Origin of the sequence: Streptomyces sp. NPDC091281, from assembly GCF_044757425.1 — a bacterium.
In the GTDB taxonomy this organism is placed as follows: domain Bacteria; phylum Actinomycetota; class Actinomycetes; order Streptomycetales; family Streptomycetaceae; genus Streptomyces.
Map to the genome: position 1 here is coordinate 81,454 of NZ_JBIVUY010000010.1, position 18,331 is coordinate 99,784.

The following is an 18,331-nucleotide window of genomic DNA, read 5'->3' on the forward strand; positions in this document are numbered from 1 at the left end:
GAAAGAGAAAAGAACGCCCTTCGATCTCTCCTGACCTGATCGCCCTGAGAGGAGCGCAGTATCTTGCCGCGAACCGGGACCACGACCGAGCGACCGCCGCACGACGGACCCGCCTCCGACCCCGCCCTCGAACCCGACCCCGGACCTGACACCGGGCCCGGTGCGGATCTCGTGCCGGTGCTGCACCACGTGGGGGTGCAGACCGACGACCTCGACAACTGCGCCGCCTGGTACGAGGAGTTCTTCGGCTGCCGGACCAACTGGACGCTGGACACCTTCTCCGACCTGACCCTGAGCCGGCTGCCGGGCATCACCCGGCTGACCGAGGTCATGGTGGCCGGGCTGCGCTTCCACCTCTTCGAGCGCACCGGGCACGACGGCGCCGTCCCCGGCGCCAACACCCGCCAGTTCCAGCACATCTGCCTCGCCACGGGCTCCCCCGAGGAGCTGCGGGCCTGGCGCGAGCGCTGGTTCCGGCTGTACGAGTCCGGCCGCTTCACGTTCGCCGGGGACGAGAAGCCCACCGACATCGTGATCGACGACGACGGCGTCCAGAGCTGCTACGTCCTGGACGTCAACGGGCTGGAGTTCGAGTTCACCTACGTGCCGCCAGGAGGAGACCGATGAGCACACGCGTCCCGCGCACCGTGACCGAACTGCCGGTGCCCGACGGCTGGGACTTCGGGGACTTCCCCTACGGTCTGGAGCCGCTGACCCTGCCCGAGCCGCCGACGCCCGACGCCGGGTACGACATACCCGACGTGCTGCCCGCCGAGGAGTCCCGTGTGGACCGCGGGGTCCGGTGCCCGCGCACGGGTCCGGCCCTCGCCGCCGAGGAGATCTCCCACCAGCTGTTCTGGTTCCGCTGGATCACCGGCCACCAGGCCACCTTCGCCGTCTGGCAGCTGACCGCGCACGCCCTGCACCAGGCCCGCGTCCGCGCCGACCCGGCCCCCTCGCTGCGGGCGATGACGGACCTCACCGACGCCTACACCGCGATGCTGCTCTACACCAGCTCCTGCCCCGCCGACGTGTACGGCCAGGTGATCCGGCCGAGCATGTACCTCCAGCACCGCAGCTTCAGCGGCACCTGGGCCCCGGACTTCGTGCCCGTGCGCTCGCTGCTGCGGGGCCGGAAGACCGAGTGGGAGGGGACGCCCGAGGCCGACCGGCTGAAGAAGGCGGTCCGGATGTACCACACGGTGCACGCGGGGGTGGCGGCCAAGCTGGTGCCGGGCGGCCGGTCGCTGCTCCAGGAGTCGGCCACCGAGGTCACCCCGACCCGCCCCGAGACGCAGGCCCTGATCTACGACCACTACTTCCTCACCCTGCGGGCTCCGGTCGACGCGGGCGAGCTGGTCGGCCAGTTGCGGAGCAGGCTGCGCGCGATCACCCAGGACGTGGCGACCAACGGGCTCTATCCCGGCCTCGGTCCGCGGGAGGACGCGGCGTTCCCGGAGGAGCTGCGCGGCGACGAGGTGCGCCAGGTCTACGAGGAGGGTTTCGCGACCGTCCTGGGCCGGATCGACGCGGCCGCCCGGCAGCTCAGGCCGAAGGTGCTGCACCACAGCACCCCCTGACCCGGCGGCGTCCGACGCGACACGGGACGCCGCGCACGACGTGACGAGGACGGGACGAAGGAGGAGTACGCGTGCGGCACGGAGTGGTGATCCTGCCCGAACGGCGCTGGTCGACGGCGCGCCACCAGTGGGTGCTGGCCGAGCGCCTGGGCTTCGACCACGCCTGGACCTACGACCAGTTGATGTGGCGGTGGCTGCGGGACGAGCCCTGGTTCGCCTGCGTCCCGACCCTGGCCGCCGCCGCGGCCGTCACCTCCCGGATCACGCTGGGCACGATGGTCGCCACGCCCACCTACCGCCATCCGGTGACGCTGGCCAAGGAGGTGATGTCGCTGGAGGACGTCGCCGGCGGCCGGTTCGTCTGCGGACTGGGCGCGGGGGCGGGCGGCCTGGACGACCGGGTGGTGGACCCCGCCGAGCGGACCCCGCGTGAACGCGCCGACCGGTTCGCCGAGTTCGTCGAGGCGCTCGACGTGCTGCTGACGGAGCGGAGCGCCTCGTACGCGGGGGAGCACTACGCCTTCGACGACGTGCCGGTGAACCCCGGCTGCCTGACCCGCCCGCGGGTGCCGTTCGCCGTCGCCGCGACCGGGCCGCGCGGGATGCGGCTGGCGGCACGCCGGGCCGACACCTGGGTGACCGCCGGGCCTCCGGGCCGTTTCGACGCGCTGCCCTACGAGAAGGCGCTGCCCGACATCGCCCGGCAGCTGGACGCGCTGGACGCCGCGTGCGAGGCGGCCGGCCGCGACCCGGCCACCCTGGACCGGCTGCTGCTGACCGGCGCCCTGGTCGGCGGGGTCCTCGACTCCGTCGAGTCCTACCGGGACGCGGTGGGCCGCTTCGGCGAGCTGGGCGTCACCGACCTGGTCGTGCACTGGCCGCGCGCGTCGTTCCCCTACGAGGGCGACCCGCGGGTGCTGGAGGCCGTCGCCGAGGAGGTGCTCCTCCCCGGCCGGGAGGCCGCGCCGCAGGCCGGTCCCGTGCCCCCGGCCGCGGCACCCCGGCCGGACGGCGCTCCCGGCGGCGAAGGAGAGGGACGTTGATCGCGTACGAGATCGTCGACATGTTCACGGACACCCCGTACGGCGGCTGCGCCCTCGGGGTGGTCCCCGACGCGGCCGGGCTCTCCACGGCGGACATGCTGGCCGTCGCCCGCGAGACCGCGCTGACGGAGACGGCGTTCGTGGTGCCGCCGACCCTGCCGGGGTCCACGTACGGGGTGCGGGTGATGACCCCGGACGGGGAGTCGCCGTACGGCGGGCACAGCGCGGTGGGCACGGCGAGCGCGCTGGTGCGGGCCGGGCGGCTGGCGGCCGGGGAGGCGGTGCAGGAGTGCGGCGGGCGGCAGCTGGCCGTGACCGCCGGGGCGGCCGGTTCCACCCTGTCCGTCGCGGGCGAGCCGCTGCTGCGGCCGGAGTGGGACCCCGCTGCGCTGCTCGCGGCGTGCGGCCTCACGGACGCCGACCTGGCGGGCACCCCGCGGCTGACGGGCTTCGGTCCCGCCTTCCACGTCCTGCCGGTGGCCGCCGGGGCCCTCGACCGCGCCGCGGCCGACCTGGCCGACCCGGTCTGGGCGGACTGCGCGGACGCGGTCCTCGTCGCCTGGGACACCGCGAGCCGGACCGCCCGCGTCCGGGTGTTCGCGCCCGGCTACGGCATGCCCGAGGACCCCGCCTGCGCCTCCGCCGCGCTGGGCCTCGGCGCCTGGCTCGCCGAGGAGAAGGCGCTGCCCGGCACCGACGGCCGCCACGCCTACCAGGTCCGCCAGGGCGAGGGCCTGGGCCGCCCGGCCACCCTGTCCTGCACCGTCGACCTCACCGGGGGCCGGGCCGCCGCCGCGACGGTCCACGGCCGGGTCACCGCCACCGCCTCCGGCCGCATGACACCCCCCGGACGGCCCTGAGCCGCCCGCTCCCCCACGCGGTACGGACCGTGTGGCCGTACGACCAGAAAGGATCTCCCCAGGTGCTCTTCCGACCGGAACTGCACGGCACCCGCGGTGCCGTCGCCTCCACCCACTGGCTGGCCTCCACGGCGGGCATGTCCATGCTGGACAAGGGCGGCAACGCCTTCGACGCCGCGACCGCCGCCGCCTTCGTCGTCCAGGTGGTGGAACCGCATCTCAACGGGCCGGGCGGCGACGTCCCGATCCTCGCCCACCGCTCCGGGACCGGCGCGGTCGACGTCGTCTGCGGGCAGGGGCCGATGCCCGCGGCGGCGACGCCGGACGCCTTCACCGGGCGCGGCCTCGCCGTGATTCCCGGCTCCGGCCTGCTGCCCGCGGTCGTCCCCGGCGCCTTCGGCGCCTGGCTCCGCCTGCTCAAGGAGTACGGCACGCTGCCCCTGGAGACCGTGCTGGAACCGGCGATCGGCTACGCGGAACACGGCTACCCGGTGCTGCCCAAGTGCGCCGCCATGATCGGCGCGCTCACCGAGCTGTTCCGCGACACCTGGACGGAGTCGGGCCGCACCTACCTGCGCGGCGGCGTCGCCCCGCGCGCCGGGGAGCGGGTCACCAACCCGGACCTGGCCCGTACGTACCGGCGGCTGGTGGCCGAGGCGAAGGCGTCCGGCCGGGACCGCGAGGGGCAGATCGACGCGGCGACGGAGGCGTTCTACACCGGCTTCGTCGCGGAGGCGATCGACACGTACCTCGCCAAGGCCGAGGAGATGGACTCGACGGGGCGGCGCAACAGGGGCCTGCTGACCGGCGCCGACCTCGCCGCCTGGCGGCCCGGCCTGGAGCGGCCGCTGAGCCTCGACCACCGCGGGCTCACCGTGCACAAGGCGGGCCCCTGGTCGCAGGGCCCCGTCTTCCTCCAGCAGCTCGCCCTGCTCGCCGACGCCGACCTCGCCGCGACCGGCCCGGAGAGCGCCGCGTACGTCCACACGGTGGTCGAGGCCGCCAAGCTCGCCTTCGCCGACCGTGAGGCCTGGTACGGCGACCCGGACCACGCCGACGTCCCCGTGGACGCCCTGCTGGACCCGGCGTACACCGCGGCGCGGCGGGCACTCCTCGGCGCGTTCGCCTCGCACGAACTGCGGCCCGGCCGTCCCGGCGGGCGCGAGCCGCTGCTGCCGCCGCTGCACGACGACAGCGGCGCACCCGCCGACCCGGCCTGGCTGGGCGAGCTGGAGCAGGGCATCCCGGCGATCATGAAGCTGACGGCGGCGACCGGCGACACCTGCTGCGTCACCGCCACCGACGCCGCGGGCAACATGGTGGTGGCCACCCCGAGCGGCGGCTGGCTGAAGAGTTCCCCGGTGGTGCCGGGACTGGGCTTCCCGCTGGGTACCCGGGGGCAGATGGCGACCCTCACCCCGGGTCACCCCAACACGGTGGCGCCCGGCAAGCGCCCGCGGACCACGCTCAGCCCGACCCTGGTCCTGCGGGACGGACAGCCGTACCTGGCGTTCGGGACGCCGGGCGGCGACCAGCAGGACCAGTGGACGCTGAGCTTCCTCCTGCACCACACGGAGCACGGGATGGGCCCGCAGGCGGCGATCGAGGCGCGCACCTTCCACACCGACCACGTGCCCACCTCCTTCGCGCCCCGCCGGTTCCGGCCGGGGACGGTCGTCATGGAGGGCGGCTGGCCCGCGGCGGAGGTGGAGGCGCTGCGGCGGCGGGGCCACGAGGTGGAGCTGGTGGCGGACCACTCGCTCAGCAAGGTGTGCGCCACCGGGCTGACCGGGGACGGACTGGTCGTCGGCGCGGCGAGCCCGCGCGGCGCGCAGGCGTACGCGGTCGCGGGGTAGGAGAGGAGGACATGGAATGGTTTCCCGAGGGAAACCACCCGTCTTCTCGCGGAAGGTGCTGACATGGCGGCTCACCGGAAGAACCCCTCCGGACACAGCGGACACGGCGGACGCTCCGACGGCTACATCGTGCTGGGCGAGGCCCGGCAGAACAACCTCAAGGGTGTCGACCTGCGCATCCCCAAGGGGAAGCTGACCGTCTTCACCGGGGTCTCCGGGTCGGGGAAGTCGTCGGTGGTCTTCGACACCCTGGCGATCGAGTCGCAGCGGCAGCTCAACGAGACCCTGCCGGCCTTCGTCCGCCACCGGATGCCGAAGTACGAACGGCCCGACGCGGAGGTGATGGAGAACCTCTCCACGGCGATCGTCGTCGACCAGCGACAGGTCGGCGGCAACGCCCGTTCCACGGTCGGCACGATGACCGAGATCCTGCCCATGCTGCGGGTGCTGTTCTCGCGGGCGGGCACCCCGAGCGCGGGCCCCTCGCACATGTACTCGCCCAACGACCCGCGCGGCATGTGCCAGGAGTGCCAGGGCCTCGGCACGACGGTCACCCTGCGCCTCGACAAGCTCCTCGACGAGGACAAGAGCCTCAACGAGGGCGCCATCCGCTTCCCGTCGTTCGCGGTCGGCACCTTCCAGTGGCAGCTCTACGGCGAGTCCGGGCTCTTCGACCCCGACCGGCCGTTACGCGACTTCACCGAGAAGGACCGCGAACTGCTGCTGCACGGCAAGGGGTTCACCGTCGACCGGGCGGGCCGCAACGGCGTCTACAAGAACGAGTACGAGGGCGTCGTCGAGCGCTTCACCCGCCGCTACATCACCCCCGGCCTGGACAACGCGAAGAGCAAGGAGCGCGCGGAGATCGAGCGGGTGGTGACGCAGGGCCCCTGCGCCGTCTGCCACGGCGGACGGCTCACCGAGGCCGCCCTCGCCTCCCGCATCGACGGCGACAACATCGCGGACTTCTCCGCGATGGAGATCACCGACCTCATCGAACGGCTGGCCCGGATCGACACGCCCGCCGTGAAGCCGGTGGTGGCGGGCGCGCGGGCCGCGCTGGAGCGCATCCGGGCGGTCGGGCTCGGCTATCTCAGCCTCGGACGGCAGACCAGGACCCTGTCCGGCGGCGAGGCGCAGCGGCTGAAGATGGTGCGCCACCTGGGCAGCAGCCTGACCGGGCTCACGTACATCTTCGACGAACCGAGTGTCGGGCTGCACCCGCGGGACGTGAGCCGGATGAACGAGATCCTGCTGGCGCTGCGGGACAAGGGGAACACGGTGCTGGTCGTGGAGCACGACCGGGACGTCATCGCGATCGCCGACCACGTCGTCGACATGGGTCCGGGCGCCGGACGCGACGGCGGCGAGGTGACGTTCGAGGGCACCCCGGCGGGGCTGCGCCGCTCCCGCACGGTCACCGGGAAGCAGTTGCGGAGCGTGACCGGGCTGAAGGAGGAGGTCCGCTCCCCCACCGGCGAGCTGACCGTGCGGGCGGCGGAGCTGCACAACCTGCGGGACGTGACGGTCGGCTTCCCCACGGGGGTGCTCACCGCGGTGACCGGTGTCGCCGGGTCCGGCAAGAGCACGCTCGTGTCGAAGGTGTTCACCGCGCAGTACCCGGAGGCCGTGGTCATCGACCAGTCGTCGGTGGGGATCTCCGCGCGCTCCAACCCGGCGACGTACACCGACATCATGGACAGTCTGCGGCAGCGGTTCGCGCGCGCCTCCGGCGAGAAGCCGGGGCTGTTCAGCTTCAACTCCGAGGGCGCCTGCCCCGACTGCGGCGGCAAGGGCGTCATCGAGACCGACCTCGCCTTCATGGACCCGGTCACCACGGTGTGCGAACGCTGCGACGGGCGCCGGTTCAACGAGGAGGCGCTGCGCCACACCGTGCGCGGCCGGACGGTCGTCGACGTCCTCGCGATGACCGCCGAGGAGGCGTCGGACTTCTTCGACGACGCGCCCGTCCGCCGCAAGCTGGCCCTCCTCACCGAGGTCGGGCTCGGCTACCTCACCCTGGGCCAGCCGCTGTCCACGCTCTCCGGCGGCGAGCGGCAACGCCTCAAGCTGGCGCACCGGTTGAAGGAGACGGGCAGCGTCTACGTCTTCGACGAGCCGACGACCGGACTGCACATGAGCGACACGCGCCGGTTGCTGGACCTCTTCGACCGGCTCGTGGACGGCGGCAACACGGTGCTCGTGATCGAGCACGACCTGGACGTCGTCAAGCACGCCGACTGGGTCGTCGACCTCGGCCCCGAGGCGGGCAGCCAGGGCGGCCGGGTGGTGTTCGAGGGCACCCCCGCCGACCTGGCCCGCTCGAAGGACTCGCACACGGGGCGCAGCCTCGCGGCCGATCTGCGGGCCGCCCGCGAGAAGCCCTCGTCCTGACCCGCTCCCCGCACCGCACCGGAAGGAGTACGGAGATGCCCCTGATCCGCGTCACCCTGCTGGAGGGCCGGTCGCCGCAGGAGGTGGCCGCGCTCGGCGAGGCGCTCACGGCCGCCGCGCACGAGACCCTCGGCACCCCGGCGGAGTCCGTCCGGGTGATCGTGGAGGAGGCGCCGCCGGACCGCTGGTTCGTGGGCGGCCGGTCGATGGCCGAGCGGCGCGCCTCCCCCTCGTGACCCGTCCCCGCACCGCCGCGAGCCGCCCCGGACTCTCCGGGGCGGCTCGCACGTGCGGGGCCGCCGGTTCAGCGGACGGCGGCTCCGCGCGTGCCGTGGTCGGCGCGCGCGAAGCGCTCCCGGACCCGCTCGACGCGGTCCGGGGACCAGGACGCGAGGTCGTCGCGGGTGAGCCGGCCGCTGCGGGTGATCAGGTGGGCGTTGAACGCCTCCGGTTCGAGGTCGGTGTACTGGTCCAGTTCCTCGAACCACTCCTGGCTGGTGCGGGCGGTGCGCTGCATGGCGGCGACCTCCGGCAGGCGTTCGGCCTCGTAGGCGGCGAGCGCCTCGGGCACCGACCCGTGTGCGTCCAGGGCGAGGGCGAGCGCGAGACCGTCCTCCATGGCGAGCCGGGTGCCCGAGCCGACGGAGAAGTGCGTGGTGTGCGCGCTGTCGCCGAGGAGGACGGTCCGGCCGTGGCTCCAGCGCCGGTTGCGGACGGAGACGAAGCGGCCCCAGCGCGACCGGTTGACGCGCAGGTCGTGGCCGTCCAGGACGTCGGCGAAGAGTTCCGCGAGGCGGTCCGTGTCGCTGCGGCCGGAGGCGTCGGGCTCACCGGCGTCGCCCTCGGTGAATCCGGCCGCCTCCCACACCCGGTCGTCGACCTCGGCGATGAAGGTGCTGAGGCCGGGCGCGTAGGGGTAGGCGTGCGCGTGCAGCGTGCCGTGCCCGGTCTCGGCCACGGCGAACGTCAGCGCGGTGAAGGCCCGTTCGGTGCCGAGCCAGAGATAGCGGGAGCCGCGCCGGGTGGTCTCGGTGCCGAACTCCTCCCGACGGGCCTCGCGGGTCGCGGAGTTGACACCGTCGGCCGCCACCACCAGGTCGTACGTCGCGGCCAGCACGTCCGCCTCGGGGGCGCGGGTGCCGTGGCGGACGGTGACGCCGAGGTCGGCGCAGCGGGCGCGCAGCATGCCCAGCAGGGCGCGGCGGCCGATCGCCGAGAAGCGGTAGCCGCCGTTGCGGGTGGTGCGGCCCCGGTGGTGGACGTCGATCCTCGACCAGTGGGCGCACTCGGCGCCGAGCGCGGCGAACAGCGGGGGGTCGGCGGCCTCGATGCCGCCGAGGGCTCCCTCGGAGAAGACCACGCCGAAGCCGAAGGTGTCGTCGGGGGCGTTCACCTCCCAGACGTCGATCTCGCTTGCGGGGCGCAGCCGTTTGACGAGCGCGGCCGTGTAGAGGCCGCCGGGTCCGGCTCCGATGATCGCGATTCGCATGACACCTCACGGGGACTCGGTCGAGTGACGGGGTGGCGCGCGCGGGGGACGGCAACGGGCCCCTCCGACGGGCTACTTATTGCCCGTGAGGCCGAAATTATTATCCGTGGGGAAACCAATCGCCTCGGGCGGTCCGCCGCCGCGCGGCCGACGGGGAGGGAGCGGCCGATGACGCCGACGACGGACACGGACGTGCTGGAGCGGCTGTACGGGGCGGACGTGCCGCCCTTCGCGCTGCTGCGCCGGCAGCGCCCCGGCACACTCGGGCCCGCGCCGGTGGAGCTGCTGTTCGGGGAGGTGAAGGAGGCGGCGCGGGCGGCGGAACTGACGGAACTGGCGGGTCCGGACGACGTGGTGGGCACGGAGGGTACGGACGGTGCGGAGCGTGTCGGCGCGGCGGGTGGGGCCGGTGCGTGCGGGGCCGGTCCGGGGCCGCGGCTGCTGGCCCTGCTGCCCTTCCGGCATCTGGCCGGGCACGGTCTGGTGTGCCACGACGACGGCACGCCGGTGCGGGTGCTGCGGGTGCGGGAGCATCACGTGCTGCCGGTGGAGGTGTTCACCGGGCGGCCCGCTCACGGGGGACGGCCGGTGCGGTGGCAGGACGCCGGGTTCACGACGAGTGACGCCGAATACGGCGACCTGGTACGGGAGTTCGTCGCGTCGGAGGAGGCCCGCGGCGGTTTGAACGTGCTGCTGCGCCGCGACTGGACGGCCCGCCTGCCGGAGTTCGGGCCCGCGGTGGCGGTGGATCTGTTCCGGCGGCTGCTGACCGCCGAGTCGGGCGCGTACTGGACCTTCGTCGTGCACACCGGGGGCGCCCGGCCGGTCACCCTGGTGGGCGCGACCCCGCAGGGGCATGTGGGCGTCGAGAAGGGCCGGGTGGTGATGAACCCGCTGTGCGGCACGTACCGGCGCCCGCCCGAGGGACCGGACACCGGGGGCCTGCTCGCCTTCCTCGCCGACCGCAAGGAGTCCGAGGAGCTGGCGACCACCGTGGACGCGGAGGTCGCGGTGCTGTGCGGGCTGGCCGGTCGAGGGGTGCGGGTCGAGGGGCCGTTCCTGCGCGGGATGGCGCATCTGCTGCACACCCAGTGCCGGATCAGCGGGCCCGCGGCGGCCGGGGCCCGCGAGACCCTCGCGCGGACGCTGTTCGCCTCGACGGCCGTGGGCAGCCCGTACGCCGACGCCTGCCGGGCGATCCACCGGTACGAGACGACGGGGCGCGGCTACTACGGCGGTCTCCTCGCGCTGCTCGGCCGGGACGCGGCGGGCGGGGAGGAGCTGGACTCGGCGGCGGCGATCCGCACCCTCGTCGTCGACCACCGGGGCCGGGCCCGGCTGTCGGTGGGGGCGACCGTGGGCGGCCGGTCGACGCCGGAGGCGGAGGCGGCCGAGACCCGCACCAAGGCACGGGCCCTGCTGACCGCCCTCACGACCGACCCGCCCGCCACGGAGCAGGCGGGCCCGCCTCCCACCCCCGCCGCACCGGACGTGGACCCGGCCGTACGGGACGCGCTGGCCCGGCGGCACGCGGCGCTGTCGGCGTTCTGGACGGACGGCGCCACCGCCCCGCCCGCGGACGCCGCCCCGGTGCTGGTGCTCGACCCGGGCGGCGACCCGCTCGCCGGACTCACCGCCCTGCTGCACCTGGTGAGGGCCGTGCACGGGCCCGCCGAGGTGGTCCGTCACGACGCCCCCGGTGCCGCCGAGACCCTGCTCTGGCATCCGGGGCCCGTGCTGCTTGCGTCCGGGCCGGGCCGCCCCGACGACCCCGGATGCGCGCGGTTGGCGTTGCTGCGGCGGACGGCCGCGTCCCTGGTGCGGGACCGGTCGCCCGGCGGACCCCCGGTGGCCGGGGTCGGCCTCGGCTTCCAACTGCTGGCCCTGGCCGCCCTGCCGGACGCCCGCGTAGTGCCCCGGCCCGGCGGCACCGGGCTGGCACGGCGGGTCGAGGCCTTCGGCACGCCGGTCACGGCCGCGTTCCGTAACACCTACGCGATCGTGACCGGCCCGGAAGGGCGGGAACTGGTCACCCTCGACGAAAAGGGTGAACGGGCCGTGCGGGGCGTGCAGTTCCGGCCCGAGTCGGTGCTGACGACCGACGGGGCCGGGGTGCTGCGACGCCTGCTGGACTGACCCGTCCACCGGACCGCCGCCCCGGCCCCGTCGCCCGCGGCCTCGTCTCCCGCGGGTTCAGGAGGCGTCGGCCGCCGCGCCGAGTTCCACGAGAGTGCGGGCCGCGGACTCCAGGGCGAAGGTCATCGAACCGCCGTTGGGCTCGAACCCGGCGTGGTCCCCGGCGAAGTGGACCCGCCCCTCCGGCCTGCGGATCACCGGCATCAGCGCGCTGTGGCCGCGCTCGGGAAGGATGTACGCGCCCTCCGCGTACGGGCGTTGGTCCCAGCAGACCGAGGTGCCCGTCTCGAAGTGCTCGCGGGCGCCCGGCAGCATCCGCTCGACCTCGTTCAGGACGAAGTCCAGGCGCTCCCCCTCGGTCATCACCGACACCGCGCGGGCCCGCCACCCCGTCATCAGACACTCCAGTATCTTGCGCGGGCCCGGGAGTTGAGGCGTGGCGTCACGTATCCAGCGGATGGGCAGGTCGGTGGAGAAGCTGGCGTTGTGCTGCGGCCAGAACTGGCGGCGCATCTGGAGGTAGACGCGGACGATCGACGCGTACTTCACCCGGCGCATCACGTCGTGCTTGGCGTCGGTCAAGCCCGCGTCGGTGAAGTCGATGTGCCGGATCGTGCTGAACGGGACGGTGACGACGACGCGTTCGGCCTCCACGGTCTCCAGGCGGCCGTGGGCGAGGAACGTGACCCGGGCCCGCTCCGCGTCCTGCTCGACGCGGACCACCGGACGCCGGTAGTGGATACGGCTCTTCAGGCGCTCGGCGAACGCCTGCGGGAAACGGTCCGTGCCGCCCCGCACCTTCGCCCAGCGCGGGTCGGCGTGGCCCAGCGAGTGCGGGCTCGCCTCGTGCCGCAGCCAGGACAGCGCCGACGCCGCCTTCAGGTCACCGCCGCGCATCTCCAGGAACAGAGGCTCCATCAGGTCGATGGCCGCCTGGGAGGCGCCCCGGTCGGTGAGGACCTCGTGCACGGAGAGATGGTCGTACGGGGCGAGGCGCTGGGTGACCGCCCAGTCGCGGGCGCTCAGATCGGGCTGGAGGCTGTCGGCGACCGCCGAGACGTAGCGTTCGATCATGCCGCCGACGCCGAGGTCCTTCTCGTGCGGGTGCAGATCCAGTCCGGCCTCCGCGACCGACTCCGGGTCGGGGGTGAAGAAACGGCCCCGCGCGAAATAGGAGAACGTGGTGCCGAAGAGGTCGGCGGTGTCCGTCTCCACGCCGAGTTCGCGCAGGTAGTGCATCGCGTAGTGGCAGTGCGGCGTGAGCGTCATCGCGCCGGCCTCGGCGTGCAGGCCGTCGGCGAACGGCTCCCTCAACGTGTAGGCGCGCCCGCCCGGCCGGCCGGAGGCCTCCAGGACGGTCACCTCGCAGTCCCGCGCGGCGAGTTCGTGGGCGACGGCCAGTCCCGCGAGGCCGGCGCCGACGACGATGACGGACCGCGGGGGCCGCAGCCCCGGCAGTCCGCTGTCGAAGGCACGGCGTACTTCCGTCTGGGTGGCTTCCCGCATGGCGTGCTCCGTTTCCGTGTCCGGTGGCTCGACGGCGCGGCGGGGGCGGGTGCGGGGGCGGCCATCGGGTCGATGGCCGAACACCCTTGCCCGGAGCGCTCATTGCTCGTCTACCACCTGCCTTCGGGGCCATGTTTCGGCCGGGGCAGGTTTGCGGGTGCCGTGCGGCGCTCAGCGGTGTACCGGGGGTGCGGGGTGCTGCTGCGGGGTGCGGGTGCGGGGTGCGGGTGCGTCGTGGCTGGGCGCGCAGTTCCCCGCGCCCCTTGGGACGCCTGCGGCGGTCCCGGTGCGCACGTGCGGGTGTGTTGTGGCTGGGCGCGCCGTTCCCCGCGCCCCTGGGGACGCCTGCGGCGGTCCCGGGGTCAGCGGGGGTGGCGTGGATTCAGGAGGTCAGTTGGGTTTCCAGGGCTGCCAGGGTGCGGTAGCAGGGCATGACGCGGGAGAGGGAGGCTTCGGGTTCGCGGTGGTCTCGGATGGCTGCGACGAACTCGCGGTCCTGGAGTTCGATGCCGTCCAGGGAGACGTCGACGCCGCTGACGTCGATCGGCTCGTCCTTGCCGGTCACGAGGTCGTCGTAACGGGCGAGGTAGGTGCCGGTGTCGCCGATGTAGCGGAAGAACGTGCCGAGCGGGCCGTCGTTGTTGAAGGACAGCGACAGGGTGCACAGGGCGCCGTTCTCGGCCTGGAGCTGGACGGACAGGTCCATGGCGATGCCGAGTTCGGGGTGGGGCGGGCCCTGGAGGGCGTGGGCGCGGACGATCGGCGAACCGGTCTGGTGGGCGAACAGGTCGACGGTGTGCGCCGCGTGGTGCCACAGCAGGTGGTCGGTCCAGGAACGCGGCTGACCCAGCGCGTTGAGGTTCGAGCGGCGGAGGAAGTACGTCTGCACGTCCATCTGCTGGATGCTGAACTCCCCCGCGCGCACCCGCCGGTTGATCCACTGGTGGCTGGGGTTGAAGCGCCGCGTGTGCCCCACCATGGCGACCAGCCCGGTGCGCCGCTGCGCCGCGAGGCACGCCTCAGCGTCGGCCAGCGACATCGCGACGGGGATCTCGGTCTGGACGTGCTTGCCCGCGTCGAGGCAGGCGAGGGTCTGCTCGGCGTGCAGCGGGGTCGGGGTGGCGAGGACGACGGCGTCGATGGAGTCGTCGGCCAGCACTTCGTCGAGGGAGCCGACACCGCGGCCGACACCGTGCTCGGCGGCGAACTTCCGGGCTTCGTCCAGGTGGGCGCTCACCACGGCGGCCACCTCGACGCCCTCGATCCGCCTGAGTGCCGCGGCGTGCTTCGCGCCGAAGGCGCCGCCCCCGGCCAGGGCGATCCGCAGGGTCCGGTCGTCGGTCATGTCAGTGCGCTCCTTCGGCGGGCTCCTGCGCCCGCGGATGGTTGTCCAGGATCAGGTGGCCCACGGCCGTGTTGGAGGCCGGGACGTGGTAGAAGCGGTGCCGGACCTCGACCCGGCCGTCCTCGGCGCCGTCGGAGGCGGACGCGGCGGCGGCGTCCTCGTAGGGCACGTCGCTGAGCGCGCCGCGGGCGATCAGCCACATGACGAGTTCGATGCCCTCCGAGCCCGCCTCCTCCACGTACTCCAGGTGCGGGACCTCCGACAGGCCGACCGGGTCGTCGATGAGGCGGTCGAGGAAGGCGTTGTCCCACTCCCGGTTGATGAGGCCCGCGCGGGGCCCCTGGAGCTGGTGGCTCATGCCGCCGGTGCCCCAGACCTGCACCTTGAGCGGCCTGTCGTAGGACTCGATGGCCTTGCGCAGGGCCCGGCCGAGGCGGAAGCAGCGGGCGCCCGACGGCACGGGGTACTGGACGACGTTGACATGGAACGGGATCACCTTGCACGGCCAGGCGTCGACCTCCCCGAACATCAGGGAGAGCGGGACGGTGAGGCCGTGGTCGACGCTCATCTCGTTGACGAGGGTCAGGTCGAAGTCGTCGCGGATGAGGGAGTGCGCGATGTGCGCGGCCAGGTCGGGATCGCTCTCGATGCCGGGCACCGGGCGGGGGCCGTAGCCCTCGTCGGCGGTGGGGTAGGCGGCGCCGGTGCCGAGGACGAAGGTGGGGATGAGGGAGAGGTCGAAGCTGGTGGCGTGGTCGTTGTAGACCAGGAAGATCACGTCGGGGAGGTTCTCCCGCAGCCAGGCCCGGGAGTACGCGTAGCCCTCGAACAGCGGCTTCCAGTACGGCTCCTCGGTCTTGCCGTGGTCCATGGCGGCGCCGATGGCCGGGACGTGGGAGGTGAAGACGGCGCCGGTGACCGTGGCGTGCTCGGCCGGGGGCGTCGGGTCGGCGTAGGCGGCGTCGAGGACGGCGTGGTCGATGCGGTTGCCCTCGACGGAGCGGCCGCCGCCCGCCATCATCGCCCGGTACTCCTCCTCGGTCATCCCGGTCATGGAGCCCGCCATCTGCTGGAACGAGAACCCCAGCGTGGCACCCCACTTGGCGAGGAAGTAGATGTTGCCGCCCTCGCGCATCGCCGCGTTGAGGTCGCGGTCCAGCAGCGCCCGCTTCTGCTCCTCGCGCAGCGGCCACGCGTCGAGGTAGGCCCGCTCGTCGGCGAGGTAGAGGGCGCGGTTCTCCGCCGTCATGAGCGACATGCAGAACTGGTTGAGGTGGTAGCCCTTGGCGGACTGGTCGGCGTCGAAGATCGTCGTCCCCGGCACCAGTTGGTAGGACTTGTCCACGGACATGGTGGGTGGCTCCCTTCGGGGGTCAGTCGGCGTCGGGCCAGTACAGGCGGGTGGGGTTGGCCACGAGCAGCCGGTGCTGCGCCTCGGGTGTCGGGGCGATGCGGGGGATGTGGTCGACGAGGAGGCCGTCGTCGGGCATGTGGCCGGTGAGGTTCGGGTGGGGCCAGTCGGTGCCCCACAGCACCCGGTCGGGGAACTCCGCGACGACGCGCCGCGCGAAGGGGACGACGTCGCGGTAGGGGTGCGGTTCGCCGTCGAGGGCGGGCGGGCCGCTCACCGACAGCCGTTCCGGGCAGCTGACCTTGCACCAGATGTCCGGCCGGGCCCGCAGGAAGTCGAGGAAGGCCCCGAACTCCGGGCCGTCCGCGCCGCGGGTGACGTCCGGGCGGCCCATGTGGTCGACGACCAGCGGCACCGGCACCGACAGCAGGAAGTCCCGCAGGCCGGGCAGGTCGGCGGCCTCGAAGTAGACGACGACGTGCCAGCCGTACGGGGCGATCTTCTCGGCGACCGTGCGCAGGGCGTCGCGGGGCGCCGCGTCGACGAGGCGCCGCACGAAGTTGAAGCGGACGCCCCGCACCCCGGCCACGTGCAGGTCGCGCAGTTCCGCGTCGGTCACGTCGGGCCGGACCGTCGCCACCCCGCGGGCCCGCCCGCCGGAGGCGCGCAGGGCGTCGGTGAGGGCACGGTTGTCGGCGCCGTGGCAGGTGGCCTGCACGATGACGTTGCGGCTGAGGCCGAGCCGGTCGCGCAGCGCGAAGAGCTGCTCCTTGGAGGCGTCGCACGGCGTGTACTTGCGCTCCGGCGCGAACGGGAAGCGGTCCGCCGGGCCGAAGACGTGGCAGTGCGCGTCGACGGCGCCCTCGGGCAGCCGGAAGCGCGGCACGCTCGGATCGGGGTGCCAGTCGAGCCAGCCGGGGGTCTTCTCGGAGAGGGCGCTCATCGTCGGGCCTCCCGCGCGTCGCCGTCCCGGAGGTTCTTCGTCCCGTCGGCGCCCTCGGACCCGGTCTCGTAGCGCAGGCCGAGCGCGGCCAGCGGGGCGCGCATGCCGTACAGGTCGAGGCCGAGGTCGCCCGCGCGGAAGCGGGCGCGTTTGGTCTCCTCGGCGGCCTCGCGGGCGGCCGACGCGGCGGCCACCTCGGCGGCGCGCTCACGCGGCACCACGACGACGCCGTCCCGGTCGGCGACGACGACGTCACCGGGCCGGACCAGGGCGTTCGCGCACACGACGGGCACGTTGACCGAGCCGAGGGTGGCCTTGACGGTGCCCCGCGCGTTGACCGCGCGGGAGAACACCGGGAAGTCCATCTCCTCCAGCTCGGCCGTGTCGCGGACCCCGCCGTCGATGACGAGGCCGCGGGCGCCGCGGGCGCGGAAGGAGGTGGCGAGGAGTTCGCCGAAGAAGCCGTCCTCGCTCTCGGTGGTGCAGGCGGCCACGACGACGTCACCGTCCTCGATCTGCTCGGCGGCGACGTGCAGCATCCAGTTGTCGCCGGGCTGGAGCAGCACCGTCACCGCGGGCCCGCACAGCCGGGCGTGCGGATAGACGGGGCGGAGGTAGGGGCGGGCGAGGCCGGTGCGGCCCATCGCCTCGTGGATCGTGGCGACGCCGAACGCCGACAGCGCGGCGACGGCCTCCGGGTCGGCGCGGGTGATCGCGGTGCGGACGACGCCGATCGGTGCGGGTTCCATGACGCTGCTCCTGGTCAGAGGCCGGCGGCGGAGGGCCGGGCGGCGAGGCGGGCGGCGAGCCGGGGATGGACGCGCAGGGCGTTGCCGTGCCGGACGGCTTCGAGGTCCGCGTCGGTGAGGTGCGGGGTGGCCTCGACGTAGCGCCGGGTGTCGTCGAAGTGGTGGCCGGTGTCCGGGTCGACGCCGCGGACGGCGCCGATCATCTCGCTGGCGAACAGCACGGCCCGCGCGGGGATCACCCGGGTCAGCAGGTCGATGCCGGGCTGGTGGTACACGCAGGTGTCGAAGGAGACGTTGTCGAGCAGGGTCACCGGGTCGGGCCGCCCTAGGGCCTGCGCCAGCCCGCGGAAGCGGCCCCAGTGGTAGGGCACCGCGCCGCCGCCGTGCGGGATCACCAGCCGCAGCGTGGGGAAGTCGGCGAACAGGTCGCCCTGGACGAGCTGCATGAACGCCGTGGTGTCGGCGTTGAGGTAGTGGGCGCCGGTGGTGTGGAAGGCCGGGTTGCAGGACGTGCTGACGTGGATCATCGCGGGCACGTCGTACGCGGTGAGCGCCTCGTACAGCGGGTACCAGCTCCGGTCGGTCAGCGGCGGCGCCGTCCACCGGCCGCCGGACGGGTCCGGGTTGAGGTTGACCGAGACCGCGCCCAGTTCCTCGACCGCGCGCCGCAGTTCGGGCAGGCAGGTGGCGGGGTCGACGCCCGGCGACTGGGGCAGCATCGCGCCCATCGCGAACCGGTCCGGGTACAGGGCGGCGACCCGGTGGACCAGGTCGTTGCAGACGCGGGCCCACGCGGCGGAGACGGCGAGGTCTCCGAGGTGGTGGGCCATGAAGCTGGCGCGCGGCGAGAACACCGTCAGGTCGATGCCCCGCTCGTCCATGAAGCGCAGCTGGTTCGCGCCGACGGCCTCGCGCAGGTCGTCGTCGGTGACGACCAGGTCGTCGGGGTCGGGGGCGTCGGCGGGCGAGCCGATCGCCGCGATCTGACGCTCCCGCCAGGCCGCGACCTGCGGCGGAGCGGTGGTGAAGTGACCGTGACAGTCGATGATCATGAGGGGTCTCCGAGCGGCGGCCGGGAT

General features: G+C 73.8%; 15 protein-coding genes. 8 read left to right on the top strand and 7 right to left on the bottom strand.

Translation table 11 applies throughout. From position 1 onward, the window contains the following. Nucleotides 1-63: 63 nt before the first annotated feature. From ACIQPQ_RS24870 to ACIQPQ_RS24900, 7 genes are all read left to right on the top strand, one after another. Nucleotides 64-627, top strand: coding sequence for a VOC family protein (locus ACIQPQ_RS24870; RefSeq protein ID WP_401307348.1), 564 nt, complete (start codon nucleotides 64-66; stop codon nucleotides 625-627). Next, nucleotides 624-1,580, top strand: coding sequence for a hypothetical protein (locus ACIQPQ_RS24875; protein ID WP_401307351.1), 957 nt, complete (start codon nucleotides 624-626; stop codon nucleotides 1,578-1,580). Before ACIQPQ_RS24870 ends, ACIQPQ_RS24875 begins: the two co-directional genes overlap by 4 nt. A 71-nt stretch (nucleotides 1,581-1,651) precedes the next feature. Further along, the gene (locus ACIQPQ_RS24880; RefSeq protein ID WP_401307354.1) at nucleotides 1,652-2,623 is read left to right on the top strand and encodes an LLM class flavin-dependent oxidoreductase; all 972 of its coding nucleotides are present in this window, start codon (nucleotides 1,652-1,654) and stop codon (nucleotides 2,621-2,623) included. Further along, complete coding sequence (locus tag ACIQPQ_RS24885; RefSeq protein WP_401307355.1) at nucleotides 2,620-3,483, top strand: PhzF family phenazine biosynthesis protein; 864 nt, start codon at nucleotides 2,620-2,622, stop codon at nucleotides 3,481-3,483. The genes ACIQPQ_RS24880 and ACIQPQ_RS24885 overlap by 4 nt, the downstream gene beginning before the upstream one ends. A 62-nt stretch (nucleotides 3,484-3,545) precedes the next feature. After that, entirely contained in the window at nucleotides 3,546-5,339 is a 1,794-nt protein-coding gene (locus ACIQPQ_RS24890) for a gamma-glutamyltransferase family protein (protein WP_401307357.1), read from the top strand. A 63-nt stretch (nucleotides 5,340-5,402) separates the two neighbouring features. Next, on the top strand, nucleotides 5,403-7,733 hold the full coding sequence (locus ACIQPQ_RS24895; protein ID WP_401307360.1) for an ATP-binding cassette domain-containing protein: 2,331 nt from the start codon (nucleotides 5,403-5,405) through the stop codon (nucleotides 7,731-7,733). A 35-nt stretch (nucleotides 7,734-7,768) separates the two neighbouring features. Continuing rightward, nucleotides 7,769-7,969, top strand: coding sequence for a 4-oxalocrotonate tautomerase family protein (locus ACIQPQ_RS24900; protein WP_401307363.1), 201 nt, complete (start codon nucleotides 7,769-7,771; stop codon nucleotides 7,967-7,969). Between the two features lie 68 nt (nucleotides 7,970-8,037). On the opposite strand, the gene ACIQPQ_RS24905 is transcribed toward ACIQPQ_RS24900, so the two are convergent. After that, on the bottom strand, nucleotides 8,038-9,222 hold the full coding sequence (locus ACIQPQ_RS24905) for an FAD-dependent monooxygenase (protein ID WP_401307367.1): 1,185 nt from the start codon (nucleotides 9,220-9,222) through the stop codon (nucleotides 8,038-8,040). A 168-nt stretch (nucleotides 9,223-9,390) separates the two neighbouring features. Between ACIQPQ_RS24905 and ACIQPQ_RS24910 the strand changes: the two genes are divergently transcribed. After that, nucleotides 9,391-11,358: a chorismate-binding protein gene (locus tag ACIQPQ_RS24910; RefSeq protein ID WP_401307370.1), complete on the top strand. Its 1,968-nt coding sequence runs from the start codon at nucleotides 9,391-9,393 to the stop codon at nucleotides 11,356-11,358. A gap of 57 nt (nucleotides 11,359-11,415) precedes the next feature. On the opposite strand, the gene ACIQPQ_RS24915 is transcribed toward ACIQPQ_RS24910, so the two are convergent. The 6 genes from ACIQPQ_RS24915 to ACIQPQ_RS24940 all read right to left on the bottom strand — a co-directional run bounded on the left by ACIQPQ_RS24915 (nucleotide 11,416) and on the right by ACIQPQ_RS24940 (nucleotide 18,304). Beyond that, the gene (locus ACIQPQ_RS24915) at nucleotides 11,416-12,864 is read right to left on the bottom strand and encodes a flavin monoamine oxidase family protein (protein ID WP_401307373.1); all 1,449 of its coding nucleotides are present in this window, start codon (nucleotides 12,862-12,864) and stop codon (nucleotides 11,416-11,418) included. Between the two features lie 382 nt (nucleotides 12,865-13,246). Beyond that, complete coding sequence (locus ACIQPQ_RS24920) at nucleotides 13,247-14,209, bottom strand: Gfo/Idh/MocA family oxidoreductase (protein WP_401307375.1); 963 nt, start codon at nucleotides 14,207-14,209, stop codon at nucleotides 13,247-13,249. A gap of 1 nt (nucleotide 14,210) precedes the next feature. Beyond that, nucleotides 14,211-15,560 carry a protocatechuate 4,5-dioxygenase subunit alpha gene (gene ligA / locus ACIQPQ_RS24925; RefSeq protein WP_401307378.1) on the bottom strand — a complete coding sequence of 450 codons (1,350 nt, stop codon included), beginning with the start codon at nucleotides 15,558-15,560 and terminating at the stop codon, nucleotides 14,211-14,213. A gap of 22 nt (nucleotides 15,561-15,582) precedes the next feature. After that, a complete protein-coding gene (locus ACIQPQ_RS24930) occupies nucleotides 15,583-16,503 on the bottom strand; it encodes an amidohydrolase family protein (protein ID WP_401307381.1) in 921 nt (306 codons plus the stop codon). Beyond that, on the bottom strand, nucleotides 16,500-17,252 hold the full coding sequence (ligK, locus tag ACIQPQ_RS24935; protein ID WP_401307384.1) for a 4-carboxy-4-hydroxy-2-oxoadipate aldolase/oxaloacetate decarboxylase: 753 nt from the start codon (nucleotides 17,250-17,252) through the stop codon (nucleotides 16,500-16,502). The genes ACIQPQ_RS24930 and ligK overlap by 4 nt, the downstream gene beginning before the upstream one ends. Before the next feature lie 14 nt (nucleotides 17,253-17,266). Next, nucleotides 17,267-18,304 carry an amidohydrolase family protein gene (locus tag ACIQPQ_RS24940; RefSeq protein ID WP_401307386.1) on the bottom strand — a complete coding sequence of 346 codons (1,038 nt, stop codon included), beginning with the start codon at nucleotides 18,302-18,304 and terminating at the stop codon, nucleotides 17,267-17,269. Nucleotides 18,305-18,331 lie beyond the last annotated feature (27 nt).